At 48.5% G+C, this 15364-nt stretch carries 6 protein-coding genes and 1 pseudogene; 5 read left to right on the top strand and 2 right to left on the bottom strand.

What is annotated here, in order from left to right:
• The first annotated feature begins 622 nt into the window (after window positions 1-622).
• Entirely contained in the window at window positions 623-1249 is a 627-nt protein-coding gene (gene upp, locus Q0614_RS01995; protein ID WP_298786183.1) for a uracil phosphoribosyltransferase, read from the top strand.
• Between the two features lie 648 nt (window positions 1250-1897).
• Here the strand turns inward: upp and Q0614_RS01990 are convergent.
• Entirely contained in the window at window positions 1898-2254 is a 357-nt protein-coding gene (locus Q0614_RS01990) for a hypothetical protein (RefSeq protein ID WP_298786179.1), read from the bottom strand.
• 203 nt (window positions 2255-2457) lie between these two features.
• The gene (locus tag Q0614_RS01985; RefSeq protein WP_298786177.1) at window positions 2458-4512 is read right to left on the bottom strand and encodes an ATP-dependent helicase; all 2055 of its coding nucleotides are present in this window, start codon (window positions 4510-4512) and stop codon (window positions 2458-2460) included.
• Between the two features lie 41 nt (window positions 4513-4553).
• Between Q0614_RS01985 and Q0614_RS01980 the strand changes: the two are divergent.
• The 4 genes and pseudogenes from Q0614_RS01980 to Q0614_RS01970 all read left to right on the top strand — a co-directional run.
• A pseudogene (locus tag Q0614_RS01980) lies at window positions 4554-7049 on the top strand (transglycosylase domain-containing protein); the annotation flags it as partial.
• Between the two features lie 797 nt (window positions 7050-7846).
• Complete coding sequence (locus Q0614_RS12535) at window positions 7847-7996, top strand: pentapeptide repeat-containing protein (protein WP_366125037.1); 150 nt, start codon at window positions 7847-7849, stop codon at window positions 7994-7996.
• Between the two features lie 189 nt (window positions 7997-8185).
• The gene (locus Q0614_RS01975) at window positions 8186-13351 is read left to right on the top strand and encodes an alpha-2-macroglobulin family protein (RefSeq protein WP_298786175.1); all 5166 of its coding nucleotides are present in this window, start codon (window positions 8186-8188) and stop codon (window positions 13349-13351) included.
• Window positions 13352-13619: 268 nt separating this feature from the next.
• A complete protein-coding gene (locus Q0614_RS01970) occupies window positions 13620-15170 on the top strand; it encodes a flavocytochrome c (RefSeq protein WP_298786173.1) in 1551 nt (516 codons plus the stop codon).
• Window positions 15171-15364 lie beyond the last annotated feature (194 nt).

The following is a 15364-nucleotide window of genomic DNA, read 5'->3' as shown; positions in this document are numbered from 1 at the left end:
GGTATGCGACGCACGCGCCCGGGGTGCAGGACGTGTATTCGTTCCTGCGCGTGGTAAAGGAATAGGGGCTTTGCGGTTAAATTTGATCGCTTCGGCAGGGCAAATTTAACCGCTTGCGGCGGGCTAAATTTGAGGATATGCCAGATTTATTTCAGCTCGTTTGCGGGGCAATCAGCGTGTATGAAATTAAAATTTTATCGGCGCGCAAGATAACGTGGAATTTTAAAATTTGGCTCACGAGCGAGAGCATTAAGTAAATTTAAAGCCGCCTCAGACGATAATTTCGCAGATGAAATTTACGCCGCGAGCGCTCGCCGAAAAGTAGCGCCAGCGTGCCGATAGAAAGCGCGCCCTGTTTAAATGGCGGCTAAATCAAAAGCGCACGCGCAAGCTAAATTTAAAGCGAGCCGCCGAGCTAAATTTAAATGTAACGCGCGCATTGCGAGCTAAAATGAGCTAAATTTAAAATCGCGCTGTCGTTATCGGCGAAATTTCAGCGCCATGGCGTAAAAGCTCGCGCTAAAACATACGATCAAAATGCCCCAAAGGGCGCAAAATTCAGTAAATTTAAGGAGAGAAAATGAGCCAAAGCCAAAAATGTACGCACCAAACCGCGTGCGAGCTGCCTAACGTGAGGCTGATCAAGCACCCGCTAATCGAGCATAAGCTCACGATCCTGCGCGATCGGGGGACCGATCCGTTTCAGTTCCGCATGCTCGTCGATGAGATCAGCTATCTGATGATGTTTGAGGCGACGCGCGATCTGGCGCTGCGGGAGGTGAGCGTGCATACGCCCGTGGCGCAAACCAGCGCGTATAAGCTCGCCACAAAGATCATGATCTGCCCGATTTTACGCGCCGCGCTGGGGATGCTGGATAGCGTTTTTAAGCTTATGCCCGATGCCAGCGTAGGGTTTTTAGGCTTTCAGCGCGATGAAAAGACCGCGCAGGCGGAGTTTTTTTACGCCAAGCTGCCCTCAGACGCCGCAGAGCGCACCGCAATCATCATCGATCCGATGTTTGCGACCGGCGGTACGGCGATCGATGCGGTGAAATTTCTGCTGAAAAACGGCGTCAAAAAGATCAAATTTATCTCCATCATCGCAGCGCCCGAGGGGCTTCATAGATTTAGCGAGATCTATCCGCAGGTCGAGGTTTTTACCGCGGCGATCGACGAGAGACTAAATGAGCAAAAATATATCGTGCCGGGCCTCGGAGACGCGGGAGATAGGGTATTTAATACACTTTGAGATTTGGGCGGCGAAGGACTTTTGGCTGCGTTAAATTTGCGCGGACAGCATTTTATGCGGTATAAATTGATCGGCAGCAAACTTTACCGGCAATGGAATTTTACGCGACGCGAAATCTATTTAACAAATATGCGAGTTGTCGCCGCTCGGAATTCCGTCGCGGCAATAAATTCGGCAGAGCGCGTATTTTTTACAACGCGCGCAATACGTAGTGAAATTTAAAATTTGTAGCGCCATAAATTTGATGCGCTTTAAAATTTTAACTTGTCGTGGAATTTGCGGTATTTTTGGAATTTATCAAATAAAATTTTAGCTCCGCGATGTATAAAACACGTAAATTTCAAAGTAAGAGAAAGATGAAATAGGACGGTGAAATTTTATTATCGCCGAATTTTGCCGCAGAATTCTACTCGCGTAAGATTTTGCGGAGATTTTTACTGCATTAAAATTATGCGGAGAGCAGGAGCAAAATTTTAAAATTTAATCCCGCAAGTTGCGGTGTGAAATTTTACAGTTACCCGCGCCGCAAATATCACCATTTCAAACCACCTTTGATCGCGCTGTTACATAGCGCGCACAGCTCGCGAAAAAACTCCGAACAGTCACGCTTTTCATAGTAGCTTAAAACCCAGCCGTCGCCTACAAAATTTATCGAGCCGCAAAAATAACAAGTTTAAAGCCGCCGTATTTTGCGATCAAGAGCGATTTTACGCTTGCGAGCCGTGGAAATTTTGCGCCGCTATGCTGTTTTAGGCGCGATTTCGCCCTACTGCCGCCCAGTGCGAGCGTGACGAGCGCGAAATCTTGCAACCCGCAGTGAGCTATCGGTAAAATTTCAAGTAAGGGCAAAATTTCGCCGCTATAAATTAAAATCGTCCTTAGGCTCGGGAGAAATTCTAAAATAGCGGATGGGGGTAAAATTTTATCGCTAGGCCGTATGTCGGGCTCGAATTTAGGCAAAATGTCGATAAATTTTGGCTCGCAAAAGAGCCTACCACTTCGCAATTCTAACTACGCAAAATCACGCTTATATTGGCGCCGTAGCGTCCGCACCACAAAAATTTACAAATCGTGCGGCGAAATTCTTATTTCAGCAATCCGATAAGGAAGCAAGGCGGCGCGCCGGGCATACGCGAGGAGTAAAATTCTTACCCAAACGATCCGCCAGCGCTAAAATGAAATTTCAAATTTAGCGAGCAAAATTTCGCCTACTTCACCAGCCCCGCTTCCCTTAAAAAGCAACTCGGCTCGTAGCTAACTTTTCTAATCTTATCAAATTTCGCATAGCTTAGCACCAGCTCGTCGCGCGCTCTGGTGACCGCCACGTAAAAGAGCCGCCGCTCCTCCTCCAGGCTGCCGCCCATCGCCATTAGCTTGAGGTTCGGGAAGCGGTTTTGCGCCAGGTCAATGAGATAGACGCTGCAAAACTCAAGCCCCTTGCTTGCGTGCACGCTGAGCAGATTTACCCCCTCGCCCTCGCTCATCTCCTTTGCGCCCAGGGTTATGAAGTTATAAAAGCTCTGCGGATCCGCGTATTTGCCCGCGATCTGCTCTAAAATGCCGCATTTATCGTAGATGCGAGCGGTCTCGTCCTTCTTGCGATCCTCGTCTATCTTGCCGTTTTTCAGCGTCGCGCGTTTCGTCGCGATGAAATCTGCCACAAGCGCGAAAAGGCGCGAGTCTTTGATATGCGAGATGAGCGTAGCGGACCTCGCAGCGGAGCCGCTTTTTTTAAAAATTTTATAAATTTCGTGCAAAAATACGGCGCCGCCTTCGGTAATTTTATTGTGTTTTAAAACCGGATGCGAGCGAAAAAACTCGTCAAATTCCAAAGCTTCAAAGCGCGATACCGAGCCGATTATAGCGATATCGTCAAAAAGCCCAAGCTGGTAGTTTTTCCTCTTTTTTTCAAAAATTTTAACGCTCTCATCGGGACGCAAAAGACCTGCGTGAATGCTTCCGTGCCCAAGCGCGATTAGCGCGTCGAAAAGCTCCTTACTTAGCGCGTTGCCGACGCCTCTTGCGTATTCGCACGTGCTCATAAATGCCATCATATCTTTGGGGTTTATTATCATCGCGAAAATGTCAGTAAAGGCCTTGATCTCGCGGCTTTCAAAAAAGCTCACGCCGCCTTTTCGCTTTGCGCCGATACCGAGCTCCTTAAGCGCGACCTCGACGCCGTCGGCGCTGGAGTTGTTGCGAAAGATAACGGCGATCTTTTCGCGCGGAGTGCCGCTTTGCGCGATCTGTGCGGCTACGTGAGCGTATTGCGCCGCCGTATCGTCGTAAATATGCAGCTTAGGCGCGCTAAATTTACCTTCGCGTCCTACGATCAGCTTCTTTTCGTAAAGGCGCGGATTGTTCGCGATGACGCGGTTTGCAAGCGCCAAAATCGCCGAGCTTGAGCGGTAGTTGATATTTAGCGCGTAAATTTTAGCGTCCGCAAAGCGCTTGCCGAAGCTGCCAATGATGTCGATGTTTGCGCCGTTAAAGGCATAGATACTCTGATCGAAATCGCCGACGCAAAAAAGGCTTTTTGTCGCAAAGGCATCGATGAGGCTTCCTTGTAGCGAGTTCGTGTCCTGATACTCGTCCACTAAAATTTCATCAAACCGCAGCGGCGCGCCCTTTTGCAGCTCTCGGCGCATCTTTAGCAATACGTCGTTGAAGTCGGCGTAGTTAAATTTTGCCTTTTCCTCCTCGAACTCGCGCAAAATATCTGCGTAAATTTCGGCAAATTCCGCCTGATCCTCGTAGTTTTTGCTAAACCACGTCGCAAAATCCGCGCTCATCTCTTTGTTTTGATACAGCGAGTACACGTCGTACAGATATGCCCCGCCGTAGGGACGCGCGTCGCTTACGTGATAAAATTTGCGCCTTTCTACGAGGCTTTTTAGCAGAGTCTTTAGCTCGGCGGGCTGCTTTAGGATCACGCCCTTGCCCAGCTCGCGAAGTAGGGCGTAGGATACGGCGTGGAAGGTGCCAGCGACGATTGCGGAGGTGATTTTTTTATCAAAATGCCGCTGCAGCCTCGCTATCATCTCGCTTGCGGCCTTATTCGTAAAAGTAAGAAGCAAAATTTTTCTAGGGCTCGTGCCGAGATTTAGCAGATGAGCGATGCGCGCGACGATGGTGCTGGTTTTGCCCGTGCCTGCGCTTGCGATTATTAGATTGTGCCCAGCAGGAGCGGTTGCGGCGGCGTATTGTTCGGTGTTTAGCTTAGCTAGAGCGTCCAAGATTATTCCTTTGCAAAAAGGCGCCATTATAGCCTAAAATCATTAAAATTCTTTGATATAATTGCGCGATGAAAATTTTAAAATTTACGTTAAAAATCGCGCTATTTTGTGCATTTGCATTCGCTTTGTTTTTGATCCTGGACGCGCTTTATCCGCTAAATTTGGATATGCTAAACAAGCAGAAGAGTAGAATTTTATATGACCGAAACGGCGAAATTTTAAATATGCAGATCAGCGACGATCAAATTTGGCGCTTCTACGCGAGCGCGGACGAGATACCGCCGCGGCTGAAACAAAGCGCGATCTACTTCGAGGATCGATATTTTTACTACCATTTCGGCGTCAATCCAGCCTCGATCCTGCGCGCAGCTACGTATAATTTTACGCGAAATTTTACTAAAAAAAGCGAGGGTAACGTCGAGCGCGTCGGAGCCTCGACGATCACGATGCAGGTCGCGCGCATGATGCGCCCCAAACAGCGCAGCTACAAGAACAAAATCATCGAAATTTTCAACGCCTTTCAGCTGGAGTGGCACTTCAGCAAGGATGAAATTTTAGGAATGTATTTCAACCTCGCCCCATACGGCGGCAACATCGAGGGGGTTAAAACCGCGGCGTATTTTTACTTCAAAAAGGACCTGCGCGAGCTTAGCAACGCTCAAATCGCGCTTCTTAGCGTGATCCCAAAAAATCCGAACAAAAACCGCCTGGATCGCAAATCAAACATCAACGCGCTTAAAAACCGCCTAATTTCGCAGCTGCGAGACGGCGGCGTGATCTCGCAAAGCGAGTATGAGCGCGCTCTTGCGGAGCCGTTTTCGCCCAGACGCTACGCAGCGCCCAATTACGCGCCGCATTACGCGCTGTTAGCGTTTAGCAATTATAAAATGCAGAATTTTACCGCCAAAGAGGACGTAAATTTCACTCAAAATTTAGAGCAGGGCGGCGCGCCCGGCGCGACGGCAGAGGAAGCAAGCTCGGCTGCACGCAGAGCCGCGGCGGCGGCAGAATCAAATTTTTCGGGCGCGGCGAGTGCTGAATCAAATTTTACTGCTGCGACAAGAGCCGCGCCGAATCTATCCGGCTCCGTGAGTGCGCAGGCGGGAGTGGATTCGAAAGAAATGAATCCCAAAGAGGCGGATTTTAAAACGGATGCTCCGAAGAGTTTAAATTTAGGCGGAACGAGCTTAAATTTAAACGAGCGCGAAGGCGTAGAATCGCAGGCGGGCGCAAAACCGAATGAACCGAAAAATGTAAAACCAAATGAACGAGAGGGCGCAAACTTGGATGAGAGGCAAGATTTAATTAATGCTGCCCATCCGTCGCAAAACTCGCAAAATCAGCAAAGTCTAAATTTAAACGAACAACGAAGCGCTACGTATTCGCCGCAGAATTATAACGCAGATGCAAATTCAAATAAACGACAAACCGAGTATTCGCCGCAAAATCCGAGTGCGGATATAAATTTAAACAAGCGGCAGAATGTCGTCGGTACCGCACATCCGCATCAAAACTCGCAAAATCGGCAAAATCTAAATTTAAATAGTCGGCAAGATACCGCGCATCCGCCGCAAAATCCGCAGGCAGACGCAAGCTCTAGCGAGCGGCCGAGCGCAAATTTTAGTGCGCAGACAAACTCCGTTTCAGACGCTAGTACGCAGGCGGATTTTGCTTCGTCGGACGCTAGTACTCAGACAGATTCTACTCCGGGCGCCAAAATACAGACAAATTCCGTTTCAAACGCCAAGACGCGGGAAAATTCCGCAAACTCTAAAGCGAGCGCGCAGTCCAAGGAGCAAACTGCGCTAGAGCAGGAGCTTGCGCGCCTAAGCGAGGGTAAAATTTATTCGAGCTTGGATCTTAAAACCCAGATCGCGCTTGAGAGCTTTTTGAAAAGCGAGATCCTCTCCCTGCGCGATAAGGGCGTTAGAAACGGCGCTGCGGTGCTGATCGACAACGAAAGTATGAGGGTGATCGCCTACGTCGGCAGCCACGATTTTAGCGCCAATGAGGGGCAAAACGACGGCGTGCGCTCACAAAAAAACGTAGGCTCGACGCTCAAGCCCTTCATCTACGCCAAAGCCCTTGAGCACGGGCTCATCACCCCTTCAAAGAAGCTGATCGACGCGCCGATAACCTTCGCGGGCTACGTGCCGCGCAACTACAACCAGAGCTTCATGGGTGCAGTGAGTGCGACTGACGCGCTAAGCCTGAGCCTGAATATCCCTGCGGTAAAGCTAAATTTGATGCTGGGTGACGACGGGCTGTATGAGATGCTTAGTGGCGTGCATATGGCGGAATTTAGCAAGGATTATTACGGCGCAGGTATCGCGCTTGGCAGTATTTCGATGAGTCTAATGGATCTTAGCCGCCTTTACAGCGCGTTTGCAAACGGCGGCAAGCTACGAAAGCTCGAAATAGCGGGCGCAAAGATCGGCGACGATGCTAAAATTTTAACCCCGCAGAGCGCCTACATCGTAACGCAGATGTTAAGAAACGCGCCGCGCTCCTATCTCGGCTCGGTGTGGCAAAATACCCTAAACGCGCCGCCGCTGATGTTTAAAACGGGCACGAGCGCCGATGCGCGCGATCTCTACACCGTCGCGCTTACGCCTAAATTTACCCTCGGCGTCTGGCTGGGAAATTTCGACGGCTCCAAGACTAGGGATCTTAGCGGCGGCGTGAGTGCGGCAAAAGTCGCGTTTAATATGTTTGCTTTCCTCGATAAATCGGGCATGCTGGGCGAGGCGGAGTTTGCGCGTCCTGCGGGCGTGAGCTTGCGGCGGGTATGCACCGACGCATACCGCGAAAAGGAGTGCGCGCAAAGCGCCGAGGATCTTACGATCGACGGGGTTGAGCCCAACGAGGAGTGCGAAATTTACGGCACGAGCGAGCTTTTTTATCTGCTAAAACACGGCCTAGTCGATCCGCAAAAGGTGCGCGCAGGAAGGTGCGCGGCTAAATTTGCTGCCGTAAAGCCCGTGCTAAACGACATCAACGCCAAAATCTACGAGACCGGCGCGGACGGCACGCTACGGTTAAAGATACAGTGCACAGCGGTTTTCGGCGAGCGGGTATATATCAGGCTAAGCGGCGGTTCGCGGGAGTTTATAGCGCTAAATTCCACTGCGTTTACGGGGGAGAATTCCGCGGATTTGGATTCCAAGCATTCTAGCGCGGCGCAGCAAGATAATTTAAAGCGAAATTTAGTACAGCAAAATTTTGTAGAACAGAATTCTACAGCACAAAATTCTATGCGACAAAATTTAGCGTCGCAGAATGTAAAATCACAAAATCTTACGAAGAAAAATTCTGCGGGATGGAATTTTATTGCTGAAAATCCAGCTACACGGAATTTGGCATCGCAAAATTCTATCTTGCAAAATTCCACAGAGCAAAATTCGGGGGCTCAAAATTTCACAGCGAAAAATTTCGCGGATCAAAATTCCTCGCAGCAAAATTTTGTGGCACGCGATTTCACCACACAAAGCTTAGCGCCTACAAATTCTAAAGTTAAAACGGGAGAATATTTTGCGCGCACTAACGGTGAGGCTTTTACGCTAAGCCTTGGTGCAGGGGATTTTGAGCTTGGCTGCTTGGACGAAAATGCAAATTTCGCTAAAGCAAATTTTAGAGTAAATGAAAGAAAATAAAAGGTTAATTTGTATATAATTTCGTAAAATTTTTGCAAAGGAATTTTATGAAGACAAAACTACTAAGCGCAGCGCTATTTTGCGCTTTGGCTAGCTTTGCCGCGGGCGTAGAGATCAAATACGCTAGCGGGGCTTACGAGATTAGCGGGGTGGACGGCAGTGGATTTAGTGTCACGCAAAAGCAGATCTTAAAATGCACTCCCAAAATCACGGGCACCTACGAAAGCGTGAGCGAGAGCTCAATCAGGCTCTATCCTAAGCCGATGCTTAGCGCCGGGGTTAATTATTCGTGCGAGGCGCGCGGGGTGCGCTTTGAGTTCGAGACAGAGCCTTTTAGCACCGAGCATATCGCGCTTCTGCGTCCGGGGTTAGTGGCAATTAAATTTAACGATGCGGTTAGCAAGGACGCGCTACAGCAAGCGACTAGAATTTACCGTGCGCAGAATTTAGCCCAAAACGATATATCCTACGAGCTTAGCTCGCACGATGATCGGAATTTTTTATTCAGCTTCGATCCTAAGGCGCAAAACGTCGTATTGCAAATAGAATCCCTCACCTCAAAAGCGGGCGCAAAGCTGCAAAATCCAGTGGAGCTGCGCACAGACGAGGAGCCTTTTAATGATAGCATTAACGCTTCAAATTTAAGCGGCGTGCAGATCCGCCCTGCGGCTCTAAAAGACGGCTCACTCGCGGCTAGAGTGTGTTTCCCTAACTATATGGACGAGCTGTCCGCCAAATACGTAAGAATCGTAGGCGTGAGTAAATTTAGCCTCACTCAGCCGCGATATTATTATTATGACGAAGATGAAGAGGGCGGCGAAAGCGACGATCCTTCATGCTACTACTATGCAGATATAGTAAGCGACGAGTTTATGCCGAATAAAAGCTACGAGATTAGGCTGCTAAAGGGCTTCGGAGATAGCTCATATATTTTGCGTGACGAGATCAAACAAAGCGTAAAAATGGGCGATAGGCTGCCTTTCGTAGCCTTTAGCGACGAGAAAAATTTTATCCCAAAATCCGCTTCGTTAGCTTTTAAAAGCTCAAACGTAAATGAGGTTAAAATTTCGATTGCCAAAGTCCCTGAGCAAAATTTTAGGTATTTTTTAAACTTTGAAAGCAACGAAGATAGTGTAGGTGGGTTAGCTAGCGAGATCGCGGTTAAGAGCTTTGATATAGGAGGCGCTAAAAACGCCGTCGCGGAGCATAAAATCGCGATGGATTTTAAAGGCTATGAGGATGGAATTTATAAAATCACGGCGTTTTACAAAGTGGGCGAAAAGATGCAAGAGGTTTCGCGCGTAGCCTATCTTAGCGACATTACGGCTCAAGTGGTGCTGCTTGAGCGCGGCGCGCTAATTTATACTTCTAGGCTTAGTAATGGCGAGGAGCTAAGTAGAGCGAAGGTTAAAATTTACAGCGATAAAAATGAGCTAATCGTAGAGGATAAAACGGACGGAGATGGAATTTTGCGATTAGAAAATATGGAAATTCTAGCCAAAAATCCGCGCTCTATCGAGATTAGCAAAGGTGATGAGCATGCGTTCGTGCTGTTTAATAACGCCGTAGCAAGCGTAGAGAAAACGATTACTGCAAAGCGTCCGTTCGTTTATCTCGCAAGCGAGCTGATAAGCCCGAATGAGCGGCTTTTAGGCACGATCGTGATGAAAAATCGCGATTTTAGCTCTTTAAAAAATACGCCGATTAAATTTAAAATTTACGATCCTAGCGGCACTGCGGTCATCACGCGCGCGCAAAACACCGATGAGTTCGGCAGCGTTAAAATCGACGAGCTGATGGGCGAGAAAAGCGGCACTTACCGCCTAGATCTCATCTATGAGGACAAAATCATCGCTTCTAAAAGCTTCAGCGTAGAAAATTTTGTTCCAAACCGCATTAAAAATGAAATTCTCACTGCCAAAGACGAATACGGCGCAGATGAGATCATAACTTTAAAGCTAAGCTCAAACTATCTTGCAGGCGCGCCGGCTGGAGATTTGAAAGGCTCGCTGGAAGCAAACGCCTATGAAAAAGAGCTAAAAATTAAAGGCTACGAGGGCTTTTCGTTTCTAAACGATCGCTTAAAGAAAAAGGGCGCTACGCAGCTTCGTAGGGCAGAATTTACGCTAAGCCCCGCCGGTAAAAAGGAGCTTGCACTCTCGCCGGCAGCAGCTGATCTAAATGTCTCTAACGCCATAAATATTCTACTAAATTTCAGCGTAACCGAAGAGGGCAAAAACGTAAACGCATATCGCAGCCTGAGCTATCTGCCTTATGATCGTATCGTAGGAATTCGCGCGAGCAAGGATTTTATTTCAAGCGGCGATAGCGTAAAATTCGGCTTTGCGCTGCTAGATTCCAAAACCAAAACCGACGTTAAAGGCAAGATCGACGTTGAAATTTACCGAGACGATTTTACTTACGTTTATGACGGCAACAGATACGTCGAGCAAGAAAGCTTTAATCTCGTAAGCGCCGTTAGCACCGATGCGCGCGAGTTTGAGTACAAATTCCAAAACGGCGGCAATTATCTAATCGTCGCAAACGATTACTCAAGTGGCGCAAGTGCTGGCGTGCGCGTGGATGTAAGCGGCTGGGGATATTATGGACGGGTAAACGCTAAAGACGTACAAAGCGCTAAAATCAAACTCGCAAGCGATAAGGTTAAAGCTGGAGATAAAATTAAAGGCGTCATCAATTCTCCGGTAGAAAGCGGCGTGCTAAATATCTCGCTCGTAGGAGAGCGGGTTTACGATTATAAAATTCTATCCATAAAAGGCGGTAGCGCGGAATTTGAGCTTAGCGTGCCGGAGGATTTCGTCGGCGGACACATCAACGCTGTAATCGCGCGCGCCGCGACACCCGCTGCTATGCCGCTTCGCGCCTATGCAAACGTGCCGGTGGCGCTAGATGCGAGCTCGCACAAGGCTGGCGTGCAAATCCTAGCCGAGAAAAGCTACAAAAACGGGCAAAACGCGCAGATCAGCGTAAAAAGCGAGCCAAATTCCAAAGTCATACTCTACGCAGTCGATCTTGGAATTTTAGATATCGTCTCACAAGAGGAGCTTGATGCATTTAAGGCGTTTGACGTTAGCGCGTATTTTGCGCTGCGGTACTTTGACATTTACGATGATCTTAGTGTGTATCAAACTACTGCTAAAGAACTAAGCTTCGGCGGCGACGGCGTGATGGCGAAAGCTAAACGGAATTTAAGCCCAGTCGAAAACAAAAAGCAGAAAAAATTTATCAAAATGCTGATCGCAAAAGCGGATGCAAACGGCGAGGCGAAATTTGAGCTTGCGATGCCGAAAAATTTTAACTCCACGATCCGACTAAGCGCCATGGCTATCGGAGAGACGGCTACGATTGGCTCGGCAAACGTCGAAGCCAAGGTCCGAGACGACGTGATCATAAAGCCCGCCGATCTAACCTACATGGTACGCGGCGATGAAATTTCCGTGCCGATAACGCTCATCAACACCACTGATAAGGAGCAAAATGCGGTCTTGAAAATCAGCTCATCTCCTTCGGTCGCTATAAGCGGCGGTGAGGCAAATTTCACGCTCAAACCGCTTGAGGTCAAGCATACGAACTTCACCGCGAGCGCGCTTGATATTGCAGATGCAAATATTAAATTTGATCTTGACGCAAATGGGCAGAAATTTAGCAACGACGTGGAATTTGACATAATCAGCCAGTTCCCGCGCTCGAAGCTATTTCACGTAAGCTATGGCGATAAGCCGGTAACGCTCAAAATCGATCCGAGCTATAAAGAAATTTATACTCACATCAGCGCTACGCCTAATGCTTTTAGCCTAGCGGACGAGCTATATCTCTATCCTTACGGCTGCACCGAGCAGCTTACTTCAAAGATGGTAGCGGTTGATTATGTCGCACGCAAAGACTCCAATAAAACCTTAACCAACCGCGTAAACGAGTATGCAAGTAGAATTCTATCTCGCCTCAAACCTAGCGGCAGTTTCGGCTACTGGAGCGCTAGCGGCGTGACTAATTACTACGCTTCGATCTATGCAAGCGACGTTTTATTGGAGCTTGATGCGCGCTATAAATTCCTTAGCAATAAGCAAAGATCGCTGATATTTAGCGCCTTAAAATCAGACTACGAAGATCAAGCGACGCTTCGAATATACGCGGATTTCGTGCTAGATCAATACGGCAAGCTCGATGACGATGAGATAAATTTTATTTTCGACAATGGCCTTTATGATAACTCGCCGATGGCTCGCATCGCTATGGCTGCGATACTTAAAAAGCACAATATGACGACCGAGTTTAACTTCATGCGTGAAAAAATAAACCAAATGGATTATGATTACGCCGAAGACGGAGCGGGCTTGACCTTTGCCAGCGACATAAGAGACGCTGCCTTTAAGCTCTACGCATTCGGCAAGGCGGGCATCAAAGACGATAGCACAAGCAAGGCGGCTATCGCGCTCGTGCGCAACCTAAAAGATGCGGACAATACGCAGGAGCGAGCGAGCGTTATACGCGGATTTGATGCGTATTTTAAGGACGCGAAAAAAGATATTAGCTTTGCTTTGAAATACGACGGCGAGACGAAAAATTTTAATTCGCCGCTGGATACCAAGCTTGCGGTTAAAGACGGCTCGATAGAATTTACGCCGATGAGCGGCAACGGCGAGCTGTTTTTTACGGTGCTGGGATTTGGATATGAAAGCGCTGCGGTCAAACACAATCCGCTTAGCATAAATAGACCGTTTGATAACGACCGAGATAAGAAGGTTGAAATTTATCGCGAGTTTCTCGATGCTCGCGGCAACATCGTCGATCTAAACAAACTCAAAGTAGGGCAGAAAATTTACTCTAAGATCAGCTGGCGAGCGAATCATTATCTGTATAATTTCGCAATCGACGAGGCGATGCCTAGCTGCTTTGAGGCGGTAAATGAGCGCCTGGGCTCGGCCGCACAGGCTCGCCCGGAAGGCTTTGTGGATAGCGTAGCGATCGAGCATACGGAGTATCTGTACGACCGAGTACTTCACTTCCCGAAAAGCGGTTATTTTTACTACGATCCGCAAGAGGGCCATAATAGTACCGGCGTCATCTACACGCCGATAAACGTGATCATGTCGGGCTCGTGCGCGCTTCCTGCGATCTCTATCGAGGATATGCAATACGAGCAGGTAAATAACTACGATCTGCAAACGCTTAAATTTAAAGTCGCTCGCTAAGGGCTTAGCGATTTTAAGGCTCGGCGCAAATTTTGCATTAATTGCGATTTTCGCGCCGAGATTTTTATTTGCAGCGAATATTTTACAAACGAGCGACATTGTAAATTTTAAAATTTAAATCCCCGCTTGCCGAATTTTCAAATTTTATATTAATCCCTAAATTTCATAGCTTTTTACTATCCATTCATAGCGTCGTTCTATTTGACTTACCTTTAAATTCGAGTTATCATTTCTTTTAAATATACACTTTTAATTAAAGGAGTTGCAAATGCAAGACGTATCAAGACGTAGTTTTTTAAAGATTAGCGCGGTTGGCGCCGGAGCACTTGCGCTGGGAGCTAGTAGCGCGTGCGCGGCACAAAACGCCAAGGACGTCAAATTTGACGAGGAATACGACATCGTCATCATCGGCACCGGTTTTGCGGGACTTGCCGCGGCGATTAAAGCCAGCGGACGCGGTAAAAAGGTGCTGGTGCTTGAAAAGATGGGTCGCGCGGGCGGAAATTCCGTCATCAACGGCGGAAACATGGCTGCTCCGATGAATAAATTTCAAGTAGCGCAGGGCATCAAAGATAGCAAGGAGCTTTTTATCGCTGATGCCGTAAAAGACGGACTCGGGCTTAACCATACCGATCTTTTAGGCGTGATGTTTGATCGCAGCAACGATGCGGTGGATCTTTTAACTAGCTGCGGAGCGGAATTTAGCGATAAGCTGATCTTTGAGAGCGGCCACAGCGTCGCAAGAAGCTTGCAATCAACCAACGGCTCGGGCTCTGGCTACATCCAGCCGATGATGGGTAAACTTCAAAACGATCCTAACGTCACGATCAAGACTCGCACGAAATTTGACGATTTTATCGTGGACGACAGCGGCCGCGTCGTGGGCGTAGAAGCGCGCGAGGAGTATAAATTTGATCCGAAGCTCTTTAGCGACGATCTGGAAAATAAAAGCGGTGAGAAAAAGAGCTATAAAGCTAAAGACGGCGTTTTGCTAGCCTCGGGCGGATACGGACGCGATCTATGGTACCGCCAGATCCAAGATCCGCGCGTAGTGCCTAGCATAGACAGCACCAACCATCCGGGAAGCTCGGCAGGAGCGATGCTTGCGGCAAATAGAATCGGCGCATTCACCCTTTTAACGTCGTGGATTCAGTTCCTTCCGTATTGCTCGCCCGACGAAAAGGGCTTCGGCGCCGCAGTAAATTTCACCAATCACTGCTGCAACACCTACGGTCTAACCGTTGATCCAAAGACCGGCAAACGCTTTATGGACGAGCACGCAGGGCGCAAGATCAAGGCGGATGCTTGCTTTAAGGTTATCGGCGAGAGCGAGAAAAACGACAACTATCCGGTAAACGTCTGCGACTCTCAAGCCGTCGCCGCGCGTAACCCGGTCTATACATCAAGGCCGCTGGAAGCGGGCGTCGTGAAGAAATTTGACACGCTAGAGGAGCTTGCGAAGGCTTACAATCTGCCGCTGGAGCCGTTTTTAAAGACCGTCGCGGATTATAATTCATACGTCAAAGCGGGCAAAGACCCCGAATTCGGCAAAGTGGTCGATAAGCTAGACGGCATCGACGTTTCCAAACCGCCGTTTTACGCAAGCCGCACGATGCCGAAAGTGCACCACACGATGGGCGGACTTGAGATCAATACCAAAGCTCAAGTCATCTCTAGCCTTACTCACGAGCCGATCCCCGGGCTCTGGGCTGCGGGCGAGGTAACCGGCGGCGTGCACGGCGCGAGTAGGCTCGGAACCTACGCGATCCTTGATTGTATGGTTTTTGGGATGATCGCAGGCGAAACAATCGGGGCTTAAATTTAGCGCCCGCGAAATTTCGGCGCGAAGTGGTTGCAAACGCGCGCTTTATTAAATTTCGGCGCGAAGTAGCGGTGCGTGCTTTGCGCCGAAATACTGTGCGAGTCTTTAAAATTTCAAGATAGAGCCGCAAAGCGTGCCGCAGCATTTCAAAGCATTTTAAAATTTAAAGCACTTAAAATTCTACGGCGCGT

This window comes from uncultured Campylobacter sp. (assembly GCF_937997595.1).
Classification (GTDB): Bacteria; Campylobacterota; Campylobacteria; order Campylobacterales; family Campylobacteraceae; genus Campylobacter_B.
Note: the sequence above shows the minus strand (reverse complement) of the source record. Positions and strands in the feature narration are given on the sequence as shown.